The following is a 21789-nucleotide window of genomic DNA, read 5'->3' on the forward strand; positions in this document are numbered from 1 at the left end:
TGACTGTGTCTTCCAGGGGGACACCCCCCGGACCCCCCACTCCGAACGTCGGGATACCCGAGCAGCTGGCCCGCCGCCTGAGCATGCCGGAACAGCACGAGTACCTGCGGGCCCGGTTCAGCAGGCGGCGCGCGCTGGCCGGGACCGCGGGGAGCCTCGGCGGCCTGGCGCTCCTGAGCGGTTCGGCCTCCACGGTGTACGCGGCGCCCGCCGCCCCCGTGCGCTCGGCGGCCGCGCGGGTCGACGGCTCCCTCGTCGCCCCCTTCGCCCGGCATCTCGCCTTCGGCGCCGACCCGAAGACGCAGATGCGGATCTCCTGGCAGGTGCCGTTCGCGGTGCGCAGGCCCTTCGTACGGGTGGGCCTGAAACCCTGGGACCTGAGCCGGAAGATCGAGGCGGAAGTGCGCGCCCTGCACACCCCGGCCCTGTCCGGCAAGCTCCCGGCGGTCGAACAGCACTACCTGCACGCGGCCCTGGACGGCCTCGCGCCCGGCACGACGTACTACTACGGGGTGGGCCACGACGGCTTCGACCCGGCGTCCGCGGAGCGGATCGGGACGGTCGGCTCCTTCCGCACGGCGCCGGCGCGCACGGAGAAGTTCACCTTCACGGCCTTCGGCGACCAGGGCGTCAGCTATGACGCGCTCGCCAACGACCAGCTGATCCTGGGTCAGAATCCCGCGTTCCACCTGCACGCGGGCGACATCTGCTACGCCGACGGCACCGGGCACGGCAGGGAGTCGGACACGTACGACGCGCGCGTATGGGACCAGTTCCTCGCGCAGACGGAGTCGGTCGCGAAGTCGGTGCCGTGGATGGTGACGACCGGCAACCACGACATGGAGGCCTGGTACTCCCCCAACGGCTACGGCGGCCAGTCGGCCCGCTGGACCCTGCCGGACAACGGCCCCGACCCGGCGAACGCGCCGGGCGTCTACTCGTTCGTGTACGGGAACGTGGGCGTCGTCGCGCTCGACGCCAACGACGTCTCGTACGAGATCCCCGCCAACCGCGGCTACACGGACGGGAAGCAGACCGCCTGGCTGGGGCGGCGGCTCGGTGAGCTGCGCGCCCGCGACGACATCGACTTCGTGGTGGTCTTCTTCCACCACTGCGCCTACTCGACGTCGACGCACGCCTCGGACGGCGGGGTGCGCGCGGCGTGGCTGCCGCTGTTCGCCGAGCACCAGGTGGACCTGGTGATCAACGGCCACAACCACGTGTACGAGCGCACGGACGCGATCAGGAACGGAGAGGTCGGCAAGCCGGTGCCGGTCGGCGCGTCGACCGATCCGACGCGCGACGGCATCGTGTACGTCACCGCGGGCGGCGCCGGCAAGGACCTCTACAGCTTCGGGCCCGGGGTCGAGGACAGCTACGAGGGGCATGTCCGCGACCGCGAGTCGATCGTGACGTTCCACTGGACGAAGTCACGCCTGCCGGCCCCGGACACCGTTCAGTGGTCGCGGGTGCGGTACACCGGCTTCTCGTTCCTCGCGGTCGAGGCGGAGGCCGGCGGGACGGGCGTGTCCCCCAGGCTGAAGGTCTCGGCACTGGCCGAGACCGGGCAGCGCATCGACTATTTCGAGGTGGTCAGGAGCGCCCCGTAAGGGGCGCGGGGAACTGCGCGATCAGCCACACACAACCCGCAGTGAACAGGCCGGGCGTGGCGCTCAGCTGACTTCGTGACCGGTCTCGCCACCATTGTCCCGGCGGTCGAGCGCCCGCTGCAGAGCGGCGGCGGCGTTCTTGCGGTCCTCGCCGGACGGCGAGGTGTGACGGACTCGGCGGCGGACGGGCGTCGCTGTGGCCATGAGAGATCGACTCCTTGAGATCACGGGGGATTTCGAGGCGCCGGAAGAGGCGGGGAGCCTGGAGCCACAGGGGTTACCTGCCTTCTGCTCCGCTCACGACCGCCATTCGCTGGATCGAGCGAGACGTTCGGCTCCTCCAAAGCTAAGCGAGGACCCGGCATCTGTCTCCACCATTACTCGGACTTCCTACTATCTGAGACGGGACTCACGCGGGAGGGTGATCAACACCGAGGTCAGGGGGTGTTCGGGGCGACTTTCGGGGCGGCTTGCGGGGAGGCGTGCGGGCGCCTCGGGGGCGCTTGGGGGGCGCTTGGGGGGCGCCTTCCGGGCCCGTCCTGAGGCGACGGAGTTCGCGGATCAGGGCGCGTACCGCGTCGGTCGCGGCCAGCTCGGGGGTGGTCACATAGCCCACCGACCGCGACGGCCGCTCCGGACCGAGATCAGTGATCTCGACGGTGTGCGGTGCTCCGGTCAGGGACAGCGCGGGCATGATCGCCATACCGAGACCACTGCTCACCATCGAGAGCACCGCTCCGTCATCCTCGGCCCGCACCGTCGCGCGCGGGATCCAGTCCTGCCCGTCCCACCACTCGCGCGTATAGGAGGAGCAGTTCTCCGCCCAGTCCACGAGAGGCAGCGACCGCGGCTCCGGGTGCCCGGCCGGGTGCACCAGCGCGTACGGCTCGTCGAGGAGCACGTCGCCGACCAGGCCCGGCGGCACCGGCGAGCTGGTGCCGATCGTGGCGATGCCCAGATCGGCCCGCCCCTCCGCCACCTCGCCCGCGGTCCCCGCGCCCCACTCGCGCACCACGCGCACCTCGGGCTCGATGCCCGGGTGCAGGGCGGCGAGCCGCTCGAGGGCGGGCGGAAGCAGCTGGAGCGCCGCGCTGCGGAAGGCGGCGATGCGCAGCGGACCGGCCACCGCCCCGGAGGCGGCGCCGCGCGTCTCGGCGGCCATCACGTCGAGCAGGCGCAGCACACGGCGGGCGTGGGCGACGGCACGGGCGCCGGCGGGCGTGGGGCTCGCGCCGGAGCGGCCGCGGTCGAAGAGGACGGCGCCGAGCTTGCGTTCGCTGCCGCGCACCGAGTGCGAGACGGCGGACTGGGTCAGGCCGAGCGAGGCCGCCGCCGCGGAGAAGCCGCCGTCGTCCGCGACGGCCACGAGGATGCGGAGTTCGTGCGGCGCGATATCGGGCATGACGGCTGGCTCACCTGCTTCTATGAGGACCGCTCATGGATACGGCGGTTCCATGAGCCAAACCCTCTGCCCGGCCCGGGCATTCCTCCGTACGGTCACCGACATGACCGAGAACGCGCTCACCGTGCACCAGATCGCCCGCCCGCACGGCTTCCCCACCGCCGCCGACCACTTCCGCCTCGTCGAGTCGCCGGTCCCCGCGCCGGCGCCCGGCACGGTGCTCGTCGAGAACCTGTACTGGTCCGTGGACCCGTACCACCGAGAGATGATGGACGGCGACTTCGCGCTCGACGCGCCCCTGGAGGGCCGCACGCTCGGCCGCGTTCTCGCGTCCCGCGCGCCGGGGTTCTCCGAGGGTGAGATCGTCTTCCACCGGCACGGCTGGCGTACCCACTCGGTCGTGCCCGCCGCCGAACTCCGCACCGTGCCGCGCTTCGAGGGAGTGCCGCTCTCGGCGCACCTGAGCGTCCTCGGCGGCACCGGCCTGACCGCGTACGTCGGGCTGACCCGGATCGCGCGGCTGCGCGAGGGCGACGACGTGTTCGTGTCGGCCGCGGCGGGCGGGGTCGGCACGGCGACGGGGCGGTTCGCCCGGCTGATGGGCGCGGGCCGGATCGTGGGCAGCGCCGGGTCGGCGGCGAAGGTCGCGTACGCGGTGGAGAACGCGGGGTACGACGCGGGCTTCGACTACCGGGCCGGTCCCGTCGCCGCCTCCCTCGCCGAGGTGGCACCCGACGGCATCGACCTCTTCGTGGACAACGTCGGCGGTGAGCAGCTGGCCGCGGCGATCGGCGCGCTGCGCGAGCACGGGCGGGTGGTGCGGATCGGCACGATCGGCCAGTACAACACCCCGGACGCGCCGGTCCCCCTCTTCGACCACGCGGACATCGTGGAGAAGAGCCTGCGCATGGAGGGCTTCCTCGTCCGCAACTACCGTGATGTGCAGGAGGAGTTGTACGAGTTCGCGGTGCCGCATCTGCGGAGCGGGCGGCTGGGGCTCGACGAGACGGTGGTCAACGGGTTCGGGTCGATCGTGGAGGCGTTCCTCGGCATGCTGCGCGGCGAGAACGTCGGCAAGATCATCGTGCGGGGCGCCGACGTCTGAGGACCTAGGGCGCCGGACACGCCCTAGAGGATGTCGCCGCCTCGCCACTCGAAGAGGAGCGGGTGGGCCGGGTCGAGTGCGGCGGTGACGCGGCGCAGGTAGGGCGGGTTCTCGTCGTCCGGAAGCCGCACCGTCCCGCCGGGGCCGTACGCGGCGAAGTCCCCGCCCCACTCCTCCCAGCCACGCGCCCGGTACAGCCCCACTCCGTCCTCCGACGCCGACAGCGCGCCCAGCACGTAGGCCCCGTCGATCACCCGCTCCAGAGCCGCCATGACCTGCCCGCCCAGTCCGCTCCCTCGGGCGTCGGCGCGGACGGCGACGCCCTCGACGTAACCGGTGCGCAGCGAGCGGCCGGCGTGCGTGACCCGGCGCTGCACGACCGAGCCGTGCGCGACGAGGGCGCCGGTGCCGTCATGGACGAGGGCGTGCACGCCGCCGAGGGTGTGGTCCCAGTCGTCGTCGCTGAACCCGCCGTCGAAGGCGTCGTCCAACAGGGCCCGGATGTCCCGGAGTTCGGCGTGGGTGAGGTCGGCGGTGTGTGCGGTGCGCGGCATGGTCACCGGGACACGGTACTCACAGGCCAGTTGAGTACGCGTGCCGATTTCAGGCCGCTCCGGCGGCGGCACAGTCGTATGCATGAACGGCCTCCACGCTCTCAAGCCCCGGTACGCGGACCGGCTCTCCGGCGTGCGCCGCGCGCTCGCCGCCCGACAGGTCCCGCCCGGCGCGCTGACGGCGGCCGGTGTCGGGTGCGCGGGGGGTGCGGCGGCGGCGCTCGCCTTCCTGCCGGCGCCACTGGCCGCGCTGCCGGTGGCCGTGCTGCTCGCGGCGCGGCTCGCGTGCGCGCACCTGGCCGGCGCGCTCGCCCGCGACACCGGACGGACGACGCGGCGCGGCGCGGTCCTGAACGAACTGGGTGACCGCGCGGCCGACCTGCTCGTCGTCGCGGGCTTTCTGCCGCCGGCCCCGCTGTGGCTTGTGGCGACGGCGGCGTTCGCGGCGACGCTGCCTTCATGGGTGTCCCTGGCGGGCGCGGCGGCGGGCGCCCCGCGCCGCAGCGGCGGCCCGGTCGGCAGGACGGAGCGCTGCCTCCTGGCGATCGTGGCCGCGGCCTCGGGCTTGGCCGTGCCGGTACTCGCGGTCATGGCGGCGGGTTCGGCGGTGACGGCGCTGATACGGCTGGGGTGGGTGTGGCGGAGGCTGGGCCAGGGGCAGACACAGAGGCGGGGGCAGGGGCAGGGGCCGGGGCAGGGGCAGGGTGCGAGGGAGTCTGTGGTGCGGGTCGAGCCCGTCACGTCCCCGGCAAAGCCCCCGGCCCCCGCCCCGCTCCCCCGGCGCCGCCCCTTCGCCACCCTCAACTCCCCCAACTCCCCTTCCCGGCAAGCCGATCGGCGCTCCTGTCTCGACCCGGGCGAGGTGTCCGGTGGCATCACGCACGCCCGCGCGCAGTCCTCCGTGGACCAGGGTGCGCGGGGCCGGGGTGCCCGGTGAGTGCCGTATTCGTCGCCGGGAGGCGCCGGGGAGACGGCGGGGCGGGCGGGGCCGGTCGCGGTGGGGGGTCCTCGGCCTCGCCGGCCGACCGGCCTGCGCGATCACCACGGCTCCCCGCCCCCACCCACGTACCTTCGGGTTCATGAACTTATCTCCCTCCCGCAGGACCCTCCTCGGCGCCGCGGCCCTGGCGCCCGGCCTCCTCTCCGTGCCCGGCACCGTGAGCGCGGCACCCGCTCCGGACGCCCGGCGCCGGCTGCGTGAGCTGGAGGCGGGGTACCCCGGCCGCATCGGGGTGCACGCCCTGGACACCGGTACCGGCGCCTGCCTCGCCTATCGCGCGGACGAACGTTTCGCGATCGCCTCGACGTTCAAGGTGCTGGCCGCCGCGGCGGTCCTGCGCAGGGCGCGCGAGCAGGAGCCCGGGCTGCTCGACGTACTGGTCCGCTACACGCGCGACGACCTCGTGGCCGCCTCGCCCCGTACCACGATGCACCTCGAAACCGGCATGACGGTACGGGAGTTGTGCGACGCCACGATCACGTACAGCGACAACACCGCGGGCAATCTGCTGCTGCGCAGGATCGGCGGCCCCTCCGGCGTCACCGCGTTCGCCCGCTCGCTCGGCGACCGCGAGACCCGGCTCGACCGGTGGGAGACCGACCTCAACACGAACCTCCCCGGCGACCCGCGGGACACCACGACGCCGGCCGCCATGACGGCGGACCTGCGCGCGCTGGTCCTCGGCGACGCCCTCCACCCGCTCGACCGCGGCCAGTTGACCCGGTGGCTGGTGGAGAACACCACCGGCGACAAACGGATCCGCGCGGGTCTCCCGCCCGGCTGGCGGGTCGGCGACAAGACCGGGTCCCCGGCCTACGGAGGGGTCAACGACGTGGCCGTGGCCTGGCCGCCGGGCGGCCGGGCGCCGCTGGTGATCTCCGTCTACACGACCCGGCTCGACGCGGACACCCCGGGCGAGGACCGGATCGCCGCCGACATCACCCGCATCGCCGTGGACGCGCTGAGCTGACACCGAGGGCCCCAGAAAACGACACCGCCTCCGACCGGGGTCAGGGCCCAGGTCGGAGGCGGGAGTCAGGAAGGCGCCGGAAGGGCGCCGGGCGGGTGTCAGCCCATGTGCGGGTAGCCGTACTCGGTCGGCGGGACCAGCGTCTCCTTGATGGCGCGGGTCAGGGTCCAGCGCTGCAGGTTCTGCGGGGCGCCGGCCTTGTCGTTGGTGCCGGAGGCGCGGCCGCCGCCGAAGGGCTGCTGGCCGACGACGGCGCCGGTCGACTTGTCGTTGATGTAGAAGTTGCCCGCGGCGTAGCGGAGCTTCTCCATCGTGTGCGCGGCGGCGGCGCGGTCGTTCGCGATGACCGAGCCGGTGAGCGCGTAGTCCGAGACGGACTCCATCTGCTCCAGCATCTCGTCGTACTTGGCGTCGTCGTAGACGTGCACGGCGAGGATCGGGCCGAAGTACTCGGTCGTGAAGACCTCGTTCGCCGGGTCGGCGCACTCGATGACGGTCGGGCGGACGAAGTAGCCGACCGAGTCGTCGTAGGTGCCGCCCGCGACGATCGTGCAGGAGTCGTCGGCCTTGGCGCGGTCGATCGCGGCCTTGTTCTTGGCGAAGGCGCGGTCGTCGATGAGGGCGCCGATGAAGTTCGTCAGGTCGGTGACGTCACCCATCTTGATGCCGTCGACCTCGGCCGCGAACTCCTCCTTGAAGCCGGAGTTCCAGATGGAGGCCGGGACGTAGGCGCGCGAGGACGCGGAGCACTTCTGGCCCTGGAACTCGAAGGAGCCGCGGGTCAGGGCCGTCTTGAGGACGGCGCGGTCGGCGCTCGGGTGGGCGACGACGAAGTCCTTGCCGCCGGTCTCACCGACGAGCCGCGGGTAGGTGCGGTACTTGTCGATGTTCGTGCCGACCGTCTTCCACAGGTGCTGGAAGGTCCTGGTCGAGCCGGTGAAGTGGATGCCGGCCAGGTCGCGGTGGTTCAGGGCGACCTCGGAGACCGCGATGCCGTCACCGGTGACGAGGTTGATAACGCCCTTGGGCAGACCGGCCTCCTCCAGGAGCTGCATGAGCAGCACGGCGGCGTGGGTCTGCGTCGGGGACGGCTTCCAGACCACCACGTTGCCCATGAGGGCGGGGGCGGTGGGGAGGTTGCCCGCGATGGCGGTGAAGTTGAACGGCGTGATCGCGTAGACGAAGCCCTCGAGCGGGCGGTGGTCCATGCGGTTCCACACGCCGGTGGAGTTCGCCGGGGGCTGCTCGGCGAGAATCTGGCGCGCGTAGTGCACGTTGAAGCGCCAGAAGTCGACGAGCTCACAGGGGGTGTCGATCTCGGCCTGCTGGGCGGTCTTCGACTGGCCGAGCATCGTGGACGCGGCAAGCGTCTCGCGCCACGTGGTGGAGAGCAGCTCGGCGGCGCGCAGGATGATCGCGGCGCGGTCGTCGAAGGACATCGCGCGCCAGGCCGGGGCGGCGGCGAGCGCGGCGTCGATCGCGTCCTGCGCGTCCTGCTGCGTGGCGCCGCGGCCCGTACCGATGACGGCCTTGTGGTTGTGCGGCTGGACGACGGTGAACTCGTCACCGCCGCCGAGGCGCTTGACGCCGCCGATGGTCATCGACAGCTCGATCGGGTTCTCGGCCAGCTCCTTGAGCTTGGCCTCGAGGCGCGCACGCTCCGGGGTGCCGGGGGCGTAGCCGTGCACCGGCTCGTTGACGGGAGCGGGGACCTGGGTTACAGCGTCCATGAGTCTCTGAACTCCTTTGAGAGGGGTGGGGCTCAGCCCTTGGTGAGGATGGAGCGGGCGAAGAACAGCAGGTTGGCGGGCTTCTCCGCGAGGCGGCGCATGAAGTAGCCGTACCAGTCGGTGCCGTACGCGGTGTAGACGCGCATGCGGTGGCCCTCGGCGGCGAGCCGCACGTGCTCGTCGCTGCGGATCCCGTACAGCATCTGGAACTCGTACTCGTCGAGCTTTCGCCCGGCGCGGCGGGCCAGCTCCTGGCTGATGGAGATCAGGCGCGGGTCGTGGGACCCGATCATCGGGTACCCGTCGCCCTCCATCAGAATCTTCAGGATGCGGACGTACGCCTTGTCGATCTCGGCCTTGTCCTGGTACGCGACGGAGGCGGGCTCCTTGTAGGCGCCCTTCACGATGCGCACGCGGCTGCCGGCGGCGGCGAGCCGGGTCGCGTCCTCCTCGGTGCGGAAGAGGTACGCCTGGATGACGCAGCCGGTCTGCGGGAAGTCCTTCCGCAGCTCCTCGTGGATGGCGAACATCGAGTCGAGGGTGGTGTGGTCCTCGGCGTCGAGGGTGACCGTGGTGCCGATCTCGGCGGCGGCCTCGACGACCGGGCGGACGTTGGCGAGAGCGAGCTCGTGGCCGCCCTCAAGCGCCTGTCCGAACATCGACAGCTTGACGGACATCTCGGCCTTGGTGCCGAGGCCGAGGTCCTTGAGGTGCGCGACGAGCTCCAGGTAGGCGTCGCGCGCGGCGGCGGCCTGCTCGGGGGTCGTGATGTCCTCGCCGACCACGTCGAGGGTGACTTCGAGGCCCTTGGCGCAGGCGTCCACGACGATCGGTACGACGTCGTCGACGGTCTCACCGGCGATGAACCGGTCGACGACCTGCTTGGTGCCGGGGGCCGCCGAGATGAAACGGCGCATCTTGTCGCTGCGTGACGCGGCGAGAATCACGGGACCCAGCACGGGGCACCTCCACGGGGAGTACGAACGAGGGGCCGTATCGGTGTGAACGATGTAGATCGCTGTAAACGAAGTACACCGGAACAAACCGGTACGGCACGGAGAACCACCGTGAAATCTAAGGATCCCTCCGATCCTGTGCCATCGACAGCTGTCACGCATCTGTGGCCGCCACCTCAGACACATGTATGAAGGGCTCCGTGAGGTGCGCGAGAATGGCGGGGTGAAGGGCGACTACCAGGAACTGGTCGACGAGATCTCCGCGCTGCTCGGCACCCCGGCGACACTGGAGAACCGGGATTTCGGGCTGATCGCGTTCGGCGCGCAGGACAGCGACAGCGAGTTCGACGAATCCACCCTCGACCCGGTCCGCACCCGGTCGATCCTGACCCGGCGCTCCACCCCGGCGGTGCGCACCTGGTTCGAGGGCTTCGGCATCGCCCGCGCCACCGGCCCGGTCCGCATCCCGGCGACCCCGGAGGCCGGCGTCTACCGGGGACGCATCTGCCTGCCCGTACGCCATCGAGGTGTCGTCCTCGGCTACGTGTGGCTGCTCGACGACGAGCCGGGGCCGACCGAGCAGCAGCTCACCGCCGCGATGGAGGTGGCGTCCCGCGTCGGCGCGCTGCTCGCCGACGAGGCGCAGGCGGGCGCGGATCTGACGCGCGAGTTCCGCGAGGTGCTCACGGCCGAGCGCGGCTGGCAGCGGGACATGGCGGTGGCGGCGCTGCGGACGGCGCTCGGCACCCGCGCGGACGGCCTGCACGCGGTGGTGTGCGTGGCGCCCTGGCCCTCGGCCGACCCGGACGACGCGCCTTCCTTCCGTACGATCCCGGCGGCCGACGCGCTGTGCACGGTGCCGTGGGGCGCGGCCGGGCAGGCCCTCGCCCTCCTGGTGCGGCTGCGCGCGGCGGACGCGCTCGGTCCGGCGCTCACGGCGGCGGCGAAGCTGCGGGGGCGCGCCGGCTCGGCGGACGTCGCGGCGGGGTTCGCGACGGCGCGGCGCGAGCTGGGCGAGCTGGGCGCGGCCTGGCAGGAGGCGACGGCGGCGGCGCGGGCGGCCCTCGCCGAGCCGAGCCTCGGGCCTGACGCGCACTGGGCGGCGATCGGCCCGTACCGGCTGCTCACCGCACTGCCCCCGGCCACGGCGCACGACCCGGCCCTGGCCCCGCTGCTGATGCCCGCCAACCGCCAACTGGCCCGCACCGCCGAGGCGTTCCTCGACTGCGCGGGGCAGGCGGGCCGCACGGCGGCGGAGCTGGGCATCCACCGCCAGACCCTCTACTACCGTCTGTCGCGCGTGGAGCAGCTCACCGGCCTCGACCTGGACGACGGCGAGGACCGTCTCCTGCTGCACATGGGGCTGAAGGCTTCACGCCTGTGACGTCCGGTCCGTGGCGGCCATCAACTGCCGTACGCCTTCGGTGAGTTCGTCGGCGGTCGGCGCGGTCTCGGGGTCGAGCATGTACTGGGTGATGAGCCCGGACATCAGGGTCATGTAGAGCTTGCCGAGGGTGTCGACGGCGGGGTCGTCGGCGGGCGGCTCCTCGCCGCCCATGAACATCGGGATGACCCCGCGCCCGCCCTCGCGCTGCGCCTTCGCCACGAGGTCCCGCACAGCGGGCAGCTTGTCACCCATGGCGACCAGTTCGATGCCGAGGTGCCAGATCGAGCCCGGCTTGCCCATCGACTCGATGACGTTGCCCCACACCTCGTGGAAGCGTTCGAGCGAGCCGGGCGCGGTGGCCAGCTCCCCGCCCCCGTCGAACTGGTCGGACGAATCCTCGACCAGGGCGATGTAGGCCTGACCGAGCAGCGCGTCCTTCGACCCGTAGTGGTAGCCGATGGACGCCAGGTTCGTCCCCGACTCCTTGACGATGTCGCGCGCCGTGGTGCGCACGAACCCCTTCTCCAGAAGGCAGCGCTTGGCGCCTTCGAGCAGATCCTCGCGATGTCCCATGCGGTCACGGTACCGCGATCCATACGGCCGTCCTATACGCGCGACCTATACGCCCGGCTTATACGCCCGACCTATACGCGCGTACTAGACAGGCGTGTAAGACGCCCGTACAGTCCTGCCCATGGCGAACATGACGAACACTCCGAGCACCAACTCCCGGGCCGGGCGCCGCGAATGGACGGCTCTCGCGGTCCTGATGCTTCCGCTGCTCCTCGTCTCGATGGACGTCTCCGTCCTCTACTTCGCGATCCCCTCGATCAGCGCGGACCTGGAGCCGACCGGCACCCAGCAGCTGTGGATCTTCGACATCTACGCGTTCGTGCTCGCCGGGCTGCTGATGACGATGGGGGCGCTCGGCGACCGCATCGGCCGCCGCAAGCTCCTGCTGATCGGCGCCGCCGCGTTCGGCGCGGCCTCCGTGGGCGCGGCCTACGCGAACAGCGCCGAGATGCTGATCGCGGCCCGCGCGGTCCTCGGCATCGGCGGCGCCACCCTGATGCCCACGACGATGGCGCTGGTCCGCAACATGTTCCGCGACGACAAGCAGCGCGCCACCGCCATCGGCATCTGGTCCGGTGTCATGACCGGCGGCATCGCGCTCGGCTCGGTGATGAGCGGCATCCTCGTCGAACACTTCTGGTGGGGCTCGGTCTTCCTCGTCAACCTGCCCGCGATGGCGCTGCTCCTGCTGCTCGCGCCGGTCCTGCTCCCCGAGTTCAAGGACCCGAAGCCGGGCCGCTTCGACTTCTTGAGCGTCCCGCTGTCGATGGCCGCTGTGCTCCCCCTCGTCTACGGCATCAAGGAGATCCCGTCCGAGGGCATCGAGCCGGCCTACGTCGCCTCGATCCTGGCCGGCCTCGTCTTCGGCGTCCTGTTCGTGCGCCGCCAGCGCACGGTCGCGTCACCGATGATCTCGCCGGCCCTGTTCCGGGGCCGCGGCTTCGGGCCCGCCGTCGCCCTGAACCTCGTCTCGGCGTTCGCGATGATGGGCTCGGCGTACTTCACGACCCAGTACCTCCAGGCTGTCCTCGGCAAGAGCGCGCTCGAAGCGGCGCTGTGGGCTCTCGCCCCGACCGTCTTCATCGGGTTCGCCGCACCCGTCGCCACCGTCCTCGTCCAGCGGGGCGTGAACCGTGGCACCGTCGTCACCGTCGGCTTCCTCACCAGCGCGTGCGGCTACGGGCTGCTGACGCTGACCGGCACGGACTCGCTGTGGACCGTCCTGGCCGGTGCGGGCGTCCTCGCCTCCGGAGCGGTGATCGTGGGGTCCCAGCTCACGGACCTGGCGCTCGGCGCGGCCCCCGCGGAGCAGGCCGGCGCGGCGTCGTCCCTCCTCGAAACGGGCCAGGAGTTCGGCGGCGCGCTCGGGATGGCCGTCCTCGGCTCGATCGGCACGGCGGTCTACCGCGGCGAGATCGGTGACGCGCCGGCGGAGGCGAGGGAGACGCTGGGCGGGGCGCTCGCGGTCGCCCGGCACCTGCCGGTTCGCGCTGGCGACGCGCTCCTCGCCTCGGCCCGGGAGGCGTTCACCAGCGGGATGCATGTTGCGGCGGTGGCGGGGGCGGTGGTCCTTGTGGGGGCGGCTGTGCTGGCCCTGCGGGGCCTTCTCCCCCACCCCGCCCCTTCCCGAACCGGGGCTCCGCCCCAGACCCCGGTCCTCAAACGCCGGACGGGCTGAATTTGCTTGGCCGGGCCGGGAAATTCAGCCCGTCCGGCGCTTGAGGACGAGCCCGAAGGGCGATCGCGGGGGTCAGGGGGCGCGGCCCCCAGGGCTTTCGGGAAGGGGCGGGGTGGGGGAACAAAAAAAGGGGCCCGCGCCACCCACACAGGTGACCGGGCCCCTCCGACGTACGTACTAGTCCGTCAGGTTCACCGAGCGCGCCGACGTCGCGCCGATCTCCTCGGCCAGTTCGGCGAGAACCCCCGCGGGGACCGTGTCGTCGACGGTCAGAACCGCCAGCGCCTCGCCACCCACGTCCGCCCGGGCGACCTGCATGCCGGCGATGTTGATGCCCGCCTCACCGAGCACGCGGCCCACGGTGCCGACGACACCGGGACGGTCCTCGTAGCGCAGGACGACCATGTGCTCGGCCAGCGCGAGGTCCACGTCGTACTGACCGACGGCGACGAGCTTCTGGAGGTGCTTGGGGCCGGCGAGCGTGCCGGAGACCGACACGTCCTGGCCGTCACCGAGGGTGCCCCGCACGGTGACGACGTTGCGGTGGTCGGGCGACTCGGACGACGTCGTGAGGCGGACCTCGACGCCACGTTCCTGCGCGAACAGCGGAGCGTTCACGTACGACACCGTCTCGTCGACGACGTCCTCGAACACGCCCTTCAGCGCGGAGAGTTCGAGCACCTTCACGTCGTGCTGGGTGATCTCGCCGTAGACCTCGACGTCGAGGCGGACGGCCACCTCACCGGCGAGCGCGGTGAAGATGCGGCCGAGGCGCTCGGCGAGCGGCAGGCCCGGCTTGACGTCCTCGGCGATGACACCGCCCTGCACGTTCACCGCGTCCGGGACGAGCTCACCGGCGAGCGCGAGCCGCACGGAGCGGGCGACGGCGATACCGGCCTTCTCCTGCGCCTCGTCCGTGGAGGCACCGAGGTGCGGCGTGGCGACGACCTGGTCGAACTCGAACAGCGGGGAGTCCGTGCAGGGCTCCTTCGCGTACACGTCGAGGCCGGCGCCGGCCACGCGGCCCTCCTTGAGCGCCGAGTACAGCGCCGCCTCGTCGACGATCCCGCCGCGCGCGGCGTTCACGATGCGGACGCTCGGCTTGACCTTGCGCAGCGCCTCGTCGCCGATCAGACCGACGGTCTCGGGGGTCTTGGGGAGGTGCACCGTGATGAAGTCGGCGACCTCGAGCAGCTCGTCGAGGGTGAGGACCTTGACGCCCATCTGCGCGGCGCGCGCCGGCTGCACGTAGGGGTCGTACGCCACGACCTTCATGCCGAACGCGGACATGCGCTGCGCGACGAGCGCGCCGATGCGGCCGAGGCCGACGACGCCGAGGGTCTTCTCGGCCAGCTCGACGCCCGTGTACTTGGAGCGCTTCCACTCGCCGGCCTTGAGGGCCTGGCTGCCCTGCGGGATGTTGCGCGCGGTGGCGATGAGCAGGCCGCAGGCGAGCTCGGCGGCGGTCACGATGTTGGAGGTCGGGGCGTTGACGACCATCACGCCGGCCTTGGTGGCGGCGGAGACGTCGACGTTGTCCAGGCCGACGCCGGCTCGTGCGACGACCTTCAGCTTCTTGGCGGCGGCGATCGCCTCGGCGTCGACCTTGGTGGCCGAGCGGATCAGGATCGCGTCGACGTCGGCGATGGCCGGGAGCAGCTCGCCCCGGTCGGCGCCGTTGCACCGGCGGATCTCGAAGTCGGGGCCCAGCGCGTCGACGGTCGCGGGCGACAGCTCTTCCGCGATGAGTACGACGGGTTTGCCGGTTGCAGCAGCAGTGCTCACGTGTGAGTCCTCACAAGTCCCATTGCGGACGGCCGTCCCGATGGCCGCAGGCGGTGGAGGGTTGAGGGAGTGACGAAAACACTCCCTGAGCCGCGTGGAAGACGCACGACGCTGTGGGCCCGACGCGAATGTGTTCAGCAGTCTAGTGGCGCTTCGTAAGTGCTCTTGCGCCACGGTGGAAGGATCACCCGTCCGTGGCTGGACGGGGTGGACAAGCCGGTTGACGCGGGAGCGCCGGGGGCCGTCCGAACCGACTGCGGGGCCGGGGCGATGGCCCCGGCCCCGCAGTCCCGAGGCTTACGCCTCGTCGTTGTCGACCCAGCTCATGAGCTTGCGCAGCTCCTTGCCGGTGGTCTCCAGGAGGTGGTTCTCGTCCTGGGTCTTGTACTCGTTGTACTTCTTCAGGCCCGAGTGGTACTCGTCCATCCAGTTCTTGGCGAACGTGCCGTCCTGGATCTCGGCGAGGACCTTCTTCATCTCGGCCTTGGTGGCGTCCGTGATGATGCGCGGGCCGGTGACGTAGTCGCCCCACTCGGCGGTCTCGGAGATCGACCAGCGCATCTTCTCCAGGCCGCCCTCGTACATGAGGTCGACGATGAGCTTCAGCTCGTGGAGGCACTCGAAGTACGCGATCTCCGGCTGGTAGCCGGCCTCGGTCAGCGTCTCGAAGCCCGCCTTGACCAGCGCGGCCGTACCGCCGCAGAGGACGGCCTGCTCACCGAACAGGTCGGTCTCGGTCTCCTCGGTGAAGGTCGTCTTGATGACGCCGGCGCGGGTGCCGCCGATGCCCTTCGCGTAGGAGAGGGCCAGCTGGAAGCCGTTGCCCGTGGCGTCCTGCTCGACGGCCGCGATGCACGGAACGCCGCGGCCCTCTTCGTACTGACGGCGCACCAGGTGACCCGGGCCCTTGGGCGCGACCATCGCCACGTCCACGTTGGCCGGGGGCTTGATGAAGCCGTAGCGGATGTTGAGGCCGTGGCCGAAGAACAGCGCGTCGCCGTCCTTCAGGTTGTCCTTGATGGACTCCTCGTAGACCTGGGCCTGGATCGGGTCCGGGACCAGGATCATGATGACGTCGGCCTCGGCGGCGGCCTCGGACGGCGTCACGACGCGCAGACCCTGCTCCTCGGCCTTGGCCTTGGACTTGGATCCCTCGTGCAGACCGACGCGGACGTCGACACCGGAGTCACGGAGCGACAGCGCGTGGGCGTGGCCCTGGCTGCCGTAACCGATCACCGCGACCTTGCGGCCCTGGATGATGGACAGGTCGGCATCGTCGTCGTAGAACAGCTCGGCCACTGGATTTTCTCCTTGGTGTGCAGGTGTTGCGTCCCACCGTACGGCGGGAGTGAGCGGGAAAGGTTTCGGGTCTCGGTATACGAGAGGGCGCTGGAGAGCGCCTGGGGGCTCAGGCGCTGCGGTCGAGCGCCCGCAGGCTCCGGTCGGTGATCGAACGCGAGCCGCGGCCGATCGCGATGGTGCCCGACTGGACGAGCTCCTTGATGCCGAAGGGTTCCAGCATCTTGAGCATCGCCTCCAGCTTGTCGCTGGAGCCGGTGGCCTCGATGGTGACGGCCTCCGGGGAGACGTCCACGGTCTTGGCGCGGAACAGCTGGACGATCTCGACGATCTGCGAGCGCGTCTCGTTGTCGGCGCGGACCTTGGCGAGGACGAGCTCGCGCTGGACCGCGGAGCCGGACTCGAGCTCGACGATCTTCAGGACGTTGACCAGCTTGTTGAGCTGCTTCGTCACCTGTTCGAGGGGCAGGGCCTCGATCACGTTCACCACGATGGTGATGCGCGAGATGTCGGGGTGCTCGGTGATGCCGACGGCCAGCGAGTCGATGTTGAAGCCGCGGCGCGAGAACAGGGCGGTGATCCGGGCGAGGACACCGGGCTTGTTCTCGACCAGGACGGAGAGCGTGTGCTTGGTGGACATGACTGAAGGTCTCTCTTTCGCTCTCGGTCTCAGTCGTCTTCGTTGTCGCCGAAGTCGGGGCGGACCCCGCGGGCGGCCATGACCTCGTCGTTCGAGGTGCCGGCGGCGACCATCGGCCACACCATGGCGTCCTCGTGGACGATGAAGTCGACGACGACGGGGCGGTCGTTGATGGAGTTGGCCTCGGCGATGACCTTGTCCAGGTCCTCCGGGCGCTCACAGCGGATGGCGTGGCAGCCCATGGCCTCGGACAGCTTCACGAAGTCCGGGACGCGCGTGCCCTTGTTGGCCTGCACGTCGTCGGGGCCGCTGTGCAGGACGGTGTTGGAGTAGCGCTGGTTGTAGAACAGCGTCTGCCACTGGCGGACCATGCCGAGGGCGCCGTTGTTGATGATGGCGACCTTGATCGGGATGTTGTTGAGCGCGCAGGTGGTCAGTTCCTGGTTGGTCATCTGGAAGCAGCCGTCGCCGTCGATCGCCCAGACCGTGCGGTCGGGCTGACCGGCCTTGGCGCCCATCGCGGCGGGCACCGAGTAGCCCATCGTGCCGGCGCCGCCGGAGTTGAGCCAGGTGGCGGGCTGCTCGTAGCGGATGAAGTGCGCGGCCCACATCTGGTGCTGGCCGACACCCGCGGCGAAGATCGTGCCCTCGGGGGCGAGCTGGCCGATGCGCTCGATGACGTTCTGCGGCGAGAGCGAGCCGTCCTCGGGCTGGTCGTAGCCCAGCGGGTACGTGTCGCGCCAGCGGCTGAGGTCCTTCCACCAGGCGGTGTAGTCGCCCTTGTTGCCCTCGCTGTGCTCCTTCTGCACGGCCTGGACCAGGTCGGCGATGACCTCGCGGGCGTCACCGACGATCGGCACGTCGGCGGCGCGGTTCTTGCCGATCTCGGCCGGGTCGATGTCGGCATGGACGATCTTCGCGAACGGGGCGAAGCTGTCCAGCTTGCCGGTGACGCGGTCGTCGAAGCGGGCTCCGAGGGCGACGATCAGGTCGGCCTTCTGCAGCGCGGTGACGGCGGTGACCGCACCGTGCATGCCCGGCATTCCCACGTGCAGCGGGTGGCTGTCGGGGAATGCGCCGAGCGCCATCAGGGTGGTGGTGACGGGCGCTCCGGTGAGCTCGGCCAGGACCTTCAGCTCGGCCGTGGCGTGCGCCTTGAGCACACCGCCGCCGACGTAGAGGACGGGCCGCTTCGCGGCGGTGATCAGCTTCGCGGCCTCGCGGATCTGCTTGGCGTGCGGCTTGGTCACCGGGCGGTAGCCGGGCAGGTCGGTCTGCGGCGGCCAGCTGAAGGTGGTCTGTGCCTGGAGGGCGTCCTTGGCGATGTCGACGAGGACGGGGCCCGGACGGCCGGTGGAGGCGATGTGGAACGCCTCGGCGATCGTCTTGGGGATGTCCTCGGCCTTGGTCACCAGGAAGTTGTGCTTGGTGATCGGCATCGTGATGCCGACGATGTCCGCCTCCTGGAAGGCGTCCGTGCCGATGGCCTTGGAGGCGACCTGGCCGGTGATCGCGACGAGCGGCACGGAGTCCATGTGCGCGTCGGCGATCGGCGTGACCAGGTTGGTGGCGCCGGGGCCCGACGTGGCCATGCACACCCCGACCTTCCCGGTGGCCTGCGCGTAGCCGGTGGCCGCGTGGCCGGCGCCCTGCTCGTGGCGGACGAGCACGTGACGGACCCGGGTGGAGTCCATCATCGGGTCGTAGGCCGGAAGGATGGCACCGCCGGGAATGCCGAACACCGTGTCGGCCCCGACCTCCTCGAGCGAACGGATGAGGGACTTCGCACCCGTGACGTGCTCGACGGGGGCGGACTGCTGTCCTCGGGGCCGCGGCTGCGGATGGTGGGCCCCGGTGGCCTGCTCGGTCATCGGCATTCTCTTCTCGATGCTGAGGGTTTTTGCGAGGTTTGGGCGGTGTGCGTCAGTTGCCGGAAAGGCGCCTGTGCAACAAAAAACCCCTCGTGCCGTGAGGCAAGCGAGGGGAGCGCGTCGGGTGCGGTCGCTGGGGATCCGGTGTCAGGACCGGCGTCCCAGCTTCAGCCGACGCGCTTTCCAAGTACGAGAATTCGGGTGCGCATGGCACTGACCCTCCCTCCGGCGCACTGCGTGTGTCAAGTAGGTGGGACGGGAGTCTCATCATGTGAACGGAGCAGTGTCGTCCGGCCGGCCGGCGACGGGATGCCCGCGAACACCGGCTCGGCCGGTCCACTGGGCACGGGATAGCTCCCGGAGGCCAGCGCGCGGCGCAGCCGGTACTCGTCGAGGGGACCGGAGAACGCCATGCCCTGCCCGTGCGTGCAGCCCATGGCGCGCAGCGCGACGACCTGCTCGGGCAGGTCGACGCCGTCGGCCACAGACTTCAGACCGAGGTCGCCGGCGATGCGCAGCAGGCCGCTGGTGATCTTGTGCAGGCGGGCGGATTCCACGACTCCTTCTACGAGACTGCGGTCGAGTTTCAGTACATCGACAGGCAGCCTGCGCAGCGCGGTGATGGCCGCGTATCCGCTTCCGAAGCCGTCCAGGGCGATACGGATCCCGAGCCTGCGCAGGGCGGTGAGGCGGCGCTCCAGCTCGTCGAGGGGCACCCTGGGGTCACTGTCGGCGAGCTCGATGACGAGCGCGCCCGAGGCGAGCCCGTGCCGGGTGAGGAGCGCCTCGATGGAGCCGAGGGGCAGCGACCGGTCCAGGAGTCTGCGGGCGCTCATCCGGACCGCGACCGGTACGGCATGGCCCCTGCGGCCCCGCTCGGCGGCCTGCTCGACGGCCTCCTCCAGCATCCACCGGCCGAGCTCGGAGGTGCGCTCGCCCTCCTCCGCGGTGCGCAGGAACTCGGCGGGCGTGAAGAGGATGCCCTGGGCCGACCGCCAGCGCGCCTGCGCGGCCACCGACGTGATCCGGCCGCTGCCGAGGGACACCACGGGCTGGTGCAGGAGGGCGAACTCGCCGTCGTGCAGGGCGGTGCGCAGCCGGGAGGCGAGCTGCGCCTTGCGGACGACGTCGGCCTGCATCTGGGGCGCGTACAGCTCCACACGGCCCTTGCCCGCGGCCTTCGCGCGGTACATCGCGAGGTCCGCGTTCCGCAGCAACTCCCCTGCGGACACGTCGGGTTCGGCGAAGGCGACGCCGATGGAGGCGGCCACCCGGACATCGTTGCCGTCGATGGAGTACGGCTGGGAGAGGGTGACCCTGAGTCGGTCCGCGAGCTCGTAGATGTGCTGCTCGCGCGCGGTGTCGTCCCGGCCGCCGTCGCCGACGATCAGTGCCGCGAACTCGTCGCCTCCGAGGCGGGCGGCGGTGTCTCCGGAGCGTACCGATTCGGCCAGTCTGCGGGCGGCCTGGACGAGGAGCTCGTCGCCCGCCTGGTGGCCGATGGTGTCGTTGACCTGCTTGAAGCCGTCGAGGTCGATGAAGAGGACGGCCGTGCCGCGGTCGGTGGCGCGGCGGCCGCCGAGGGCGTGGCCGACCCGCTTGGTGAACAGGGCGCGGTTCGGCAGGTCGGTGAGCGGGTCGTGCTCGGCGTTGTGCTGCAACTGCGCCTGGAGGCGCACCCGTTCGGTGACGTCGCGGCTGTTGAAGATCAGGCCGCCGTGGTGGCGGTTGACCGTCGACTCCACGTTGAGCCAGCCTCCCCCACCGCCCGAGCGGAAGCGGCATTCGATGCGGGTCGTGGGCTCCTCGATCTGGCTGGCGGCGAGGAAGCGGCGCACCTCGTGGACGACGCGTCCCAGGTCCTCGGGATGGATGATCGACGCGAGTTCGGACCCCACGAGTTCCTCGGCGTCCCGCCCGTAGACCCCGGCGGCGGCCGGGCTGACGTATCTGAGGATGCCGTTCGGAGCGGCGATCATGATGACGTCGCTGGAGCCCTGCACCAGGGAGCGGAAGTGGTTCTCCTTGTGCGCCAGCTCCTGGGTGAGGGTGATGTTGTCGAGGAGCATGATGCCCTGGCGCACGACGAGGGCCAGGACGACCATGCAGGCCGTGAAGAGGACGACCCGGTCCACTCGGTGCCCGTTCAGCACGTTGTAGAGGATCCCCAGCGTGCAGACGGCGGCGGCGAGATAGGGGGTGAGGGCCGCGAGGGATCCGGAGATGGGCCGGGTGACCTGGTAGCGGCCGCCGCGCCGCGCGAACGCCGTCTCGTCCTCGTGCTCCCCTCTCCGCGGCCCCACCCAGGGCGCGTACGCGAGCAGCAGCGACCCGGCGAACCAGCCGGCGTCGAGGATCTCGCCCGAGTGGTAACTCGCGTGCAGCAGCGGCGAGGTGAAGAGGGCGTCGCACATCACGGTCAGGGCGAGCGCGCCGATCGCCGTGTTCACCGCCGTGCGGTTTCCGGGGGAACGGCGGAAGTGCAGCGCGAGCACCATGCTGACGAGCGCGATGTCGAGCAGCGGGTACGCGAGGGAGAGCGCGGTGCGGGCGACGCTCGGGCCGTCGAACCGCGCGGCGTGCGCGAGAGCGAGGCTCCAGGACAGTGTGATCAGCGAGCCCGCGATGAGCCAGGAGTCGAGCGCGAGGCAGACCCAGCCGGCCTTGGTCACGGGGCGCTTGGCGAGGACGAGCAGCCCCACGATGGCGGGCGGGGCGAAGCACAGGAAGAACAGGTCGGCGAGGCTCGGGGTCGGTACGGGGCGCTGCAGGACGACCTCGTACCAGCCCCACACGCCGTTGCCCAGGGATGCCATGGCGGAGGAGACCGCGAACAGGATCCAGGCGGGTCGAAAGCGGCTGCGCCCGCTGCGCGCGTACGCGAAGTTCGACACGGCGGCGACTGCGGCGGCGGCACTGAGGCCGAAGTCGCCCATGAACAGGGCCAGTCGGTCGGATCCCCAGCCGAGGGCCGCCCCCGTGGCGTACCCGGCGCACAGGAGCGCGAGCACGAGCTGTGAGGCGAGGCTCGCCCCTCCGCCCTGGAACAGGCGGCGGCCGGTGAGCAGGGCTACGGGGGCGCTCACGGGGCCACTCCGGTCCGCACCGCCCCCGAGTCCCGGTGTCCGTGCCCGGCGTGCTGAGGCCTGCGGCGTGCGCCGCTCCGGTGCCGTCCGCCCCTGCGGGGGGCGTGGCCGCCGTGCCGGATTCTGTGGGCCGGTGCGCGCGC

The 21789-nt window shown here is 71.2% G+C and carries 17 protein-coding genes; 6 read left to right on the plus strand and 11 right to left on the minus strand.

Features of this window, described 5'->3' with window-relative positions; translation table 11 throughout:
• Window positions 1-83 precede the first annotated feature (83 nt).
• Window positions 84-1610 (plus strand): purple acid phosphatase family protein, encoded by a 1527-nt coding sequence (locus EOT10_RS22130; protein ID WP_223281131.1) that lies wholly within the window; start codon window positions 84-86, stop codon window positions 1608-1610.
• A gap of 63 nt (window positions 1611-1673) precedes the next feature.
• Here the strand turns inward: EOT10_RS22130 and EOT10_RS41365 are convergent, their stop codons facing one another.
• Both EOT10_RS41365 and EOT10_RS22135 read right to left on the minus strand, forming a co-directional pair.
• On the minus strand, window positions 1674-1814 hold the full coding sequence (locus EOT10_RS41365; protein WP_189491908.1) for a hypothetical protein: 141 nt from the start codon (window positions 1812-1814) through the stop codon (window positions 1674-1676).
• A 205-nt stretch (window positions 1815-2019) separates the two neighbouring features.
• The gene (locus EOT10_RS22135; protein WP_127830014.1) at window positions 2020-3012 is read right to left on the minus strand and encodes a LysR family transcriptional regulator; all 993 of its coding nucleotides are present in this window, start codon (window positions 3010-3012) and stop codon (window positions 2020-2022) included.
• A gap of 103 nt (window positions 3013-3115) precedes the next feature.
• Here EOT10_RS22135 and EOT10_RS22140 point away from each other — a divergent pair, with 103 nt between their 5' ends.
• On the plus strand, window positions 3116-4117 hold the full coding sequence (locus EOT10_RS22140) for an NADP-dependent oxidoreductase (RefSeq protein WP_127830015.1): 1002 nt from the start codon (window positions 3116-3118) through the stop codon (window positions 4115-4117).
• 23 nt (window positions 4118-4140) lie between these two features.
• Here EOT10_RS22140 and EOT10_RS22145 read toward each other — a convergent pair whose 3' ends face one another.
• Window positions 4141-4671, minus strand: a complete 531-nt coding sequence (locus tag EOT10_RS22145) for a GNAT family N-acetyltransferase (protein WP_189491933.1) — start codon at window positions 4669-4671, stop codon at window positions 4141-4143.
• An 82-nt stretch (window positions 4672-4753) separates the two neighbouring features.
• Between EOT10_RS22145 and EOT10_RS42080 the strand changes: the two genes are divergently transcribed.
• Together EOT10_RS42080 and bla are read left to right on the plus strand one after the other, a co-directional pair.
• A complete protein-coding gene (locus EOT10_RS42080; protein ID WP_223281132.1) occupies window positions 4754-5608 on the plus strand; it encodes a CDP-alcohol phosphatidyltransferase family protein in 855 nt (284 codons plus the stop codon).
• Window positions 5609-5750: 142 nt separating this feature from the next.
• A complete protein-coding gene (bla, locus tag EOT10_RS22155; RefSeq protein WP_127830016.1) occupies window positions 5751-6641 on the plus strand; it encodes a class A beta-lactamase in 891 nt (296 codons plus the stop codon).
• 98 nt (window positions 6642-6739) lie between these two features.
• On the opposite strand, the gene pruA is transcribed toward bla, so the two are convergent.
• Together pruA and EOT10_RS22165 are read right to left on the minus strand one after the other, a co-directional pair.
• Entirely contained in the window at window positions 6740-8371 is a 1632-nt protein-coding gene (gene pruA / locus EOT10_RS22160; RefSeq protein ID WP_127830017.1) for an L-glutamate gamma-semialdehyde dehydrogenase, read from the minus strand.
• 32 nt (window positions 8372-8403) lie between these two features.
• Entirely contained in the window at window positions 8404-9330 is a 927-nt protein-coding gene (locus tag EOT10_RS22165; RefSeq protein ID WP_127830018.1) for a proline dehydrogenase family protein, read from the minus strand.
• 181 nt (window positions 9331-9511) lie between these two features.
• On the opposite strand from EOT10_RS22165, the gene EOT10_RS22170 reads away from it, so the two are divergent.
• Entirely contained in the window at window positions 9512-10711 is a 1200-nt protein-coding gene (locus EOT10_RS22170; RefSeq protein WP_127830019.1) for a PucR family transcriptional regulator, read from the plus strand.
• On the opposite strand, the gene EOT10_RS22175 is transcribed toward EOT10_RS22170, so the two are convergent.
• Window positions 10700-11287, minus strand: a complete 588-nt coding sequence (locus tag EOT10_RS22175) for a TetR/AcrR family transcriptional regulator (RefSeq protein ID WP_127830020.1) — start codon at window positions 11285-11287, stop codon at window positions 10700-10702. The two genes, EOT10_RS22170 and EOT10_RS22175, sit on opposite strands and share 12 nt — an antisense overlap.
• A gap of 121 nt (window positions 11288-11408) precedes the next feature.
• Here EOT10_RS22175 and EOT10_RS22180 point away from each other — a divergent pair, with 121 nt between their 5' ends.
• The gene (locus tag EOT10_RS22180) at window positions 11409-12965 is read left to right on the plus strand and encodes an MFS transporter (protein ID WP_127830021.1); all 1557 of its coding nucleotides are present in this window, start codon (window positions 11409-11411) and stop codon (window positions 12963-12965) included.
• Between the two features lie 177 nt (window positions 12966-13142).
• Here EOT10_RS22180 and serA read toward each other — a convergent pair whose 3' ends face one another.
• The 5 genes from serA to EOT10_RS22205 form a co-directional block, all read right to left on the minus strand.
• Window positions 13143-14750 carry a phosphoglycerate dehydrogenase gene (serA, locus tag EOT10_RS22185; RefSeq protein WP_127830022.1) on the minus strand — a complete coding sequence of 536 codons (1608 nt, stop codon included), beginning with the start codon at window positions 14748-14750 and terminating at the stop codon, window positions 13143-13145.
• Window positions 14751-15047: 297 nt separating this feature from the next.
• Window positions 15048-16049 (minus strand): ketol-acid reductoisomerase, encoded by a 1002-nt coding sequence (gene ilvC / locus EOT10_RS22190; protein WP_127830023.1) that lies wholly within the window; start codon window positions 16047-16049, stop codon window positions 15048-15050.
• 109 nt (window positions 16050-16158) lie between these two features.
• Complete coding sequence (gene ilvN, locus EOT10_RS22195; protein ID WP_127830024.1) at window positions 16159-16689, minus strand: acetolactate synthase small subunit; 531 nt, start codon at window positions 16687-16689, stop codon at window positions 16159-16161.
• Window positions 16690-16718: 29 nt separating this feature from the next.
• Entirely contained in the window at window positions 16719-18560 is a 1842-nt protein-coding gene (locus EOT10_RS22200) for an acetolactate synthase large subunit (RefSeq protein WP_189491912.1), read from the minus strand.
• A 242-nt stretch (window positions 18561-18802) separates the two neighbouring features.
• Complete coding sequence (locus EOT10_RS22205) at window positions 18803-21646, minus strand: putative bifunctional diguanylate cyclase/phosphodiesterase (protein WP_431313308.1); 2844 nt, start codon at window positions 21644-21646, stop codon at window positions 18803-18805.
• Window positions 21647-21789 lie beyond the last annotated feature (143 nt).

Origin of the sequence: Streptomyces antnestii (assembly GCF_004005495.1) — a bacterium.
In the GTDB taxonomy this organism is placed as follows: domain Bacteria; phylum Actinomycetota; class Actinomycetes; order Streptomycetales; family Streptomycetaceae; genus Streptomyces; species Streptomyces antnestii.

Excerpts from the sequence above, each read along its gene's own strand:
- EOT10_RS42080 (WP_223281132.1), top strand. The coding sequence starts at position 4,754 with ATGAACGGCCTCCACGCTCTCAAGCCCCGGTACGCGGACCGGCTCTCC.
- EOT10_RS41365 (WP_189491908.1), bottom strand. The coding sequence starts at position 1,814 with ATGGCCACAGCGACGCCCGTCCGCCGCCGAGTCCGTCACACCTCGCCG.
- EOT10_RS22140 (WP_127830015.1), top strand. The coding sequence starts at position 3,116 with ATGACCGAGAACGCGCTCACCGTGCACCAGATCGCCCGCCCGCACGGC.
- EOT10_RS22135 (WP_127830014.1), bottom strand. The coding sequence starts at position 3,012 with ATGCCCGATATCGCGCCGCACGAACTCCGCATCCTCGTGGCCGTCGCG.
- EOT10_RS22175 (WP_127830020.1), bottom strand. The coding sequence starts at position 11,287 with ATGGGACATCGCGAGGATCTGCTCGAAGGCGCCAAGCGCTGCCTTCTG.
- EOT10_RS22200 (WP_189491912.1), bottom strand. The coding sequence starts at position 18,560 with ATGACCGAGCAGGCCACCGGGGCCCACCATCCGCAGCCGCGGCCCCGA.
- EOT10_RS22170 (WP_127830019.1), top strand. The coding sequence starts at position 9,512 with ATGTATGAAGGGCTCCGTGAGGTGCGCGAGAATGGCGGGGTGAAGGGC.
- pruA (WP_127830017.1), bottom strand. The coding sequence starts at position 8,371 with ATGGACGCTGTAACCCAGGTCCCCGCTCCCGTCAACGAGCCGGTGCAC.
- ilvN (WP_127830024.1), bottom strand. The coding sequence starts at position 16,689 with ATGTCCACCAAGCACACGCTCTCCGTCCTGGTCGAGAACAAGCCCGGT.
- EOT10_RS22145 (WP_189491933.1), bottom strand. The coding sequence starts at position 4,671 with ATGCCGCGCACCGCACACACCGCCGACCTCACCCACGCCGAACTCCGG.
- EOT10_RS22180 (WP_127830021.1), top strand. The coding sequence starts at position 11,409 with ATGGCGAACATGACGAACACTCCGAGCACCAACTCCCGGGCCGGGCGC.
- bla (WP_127830016.1), top strand. The coding sequence starts at position 5,751 with ATGAACTTATCTCCCTCCCGCAGGACCCTCCTCGGCGCCGCGGCCCTG.
- EOT10_RS22130 (WP_223281131.1), top strand. The coding sequence starts at position 84 with ATGCCGGAACAGCACGAGTACCTGCGGGCCCGGTTCAGCAGGCGGCGC.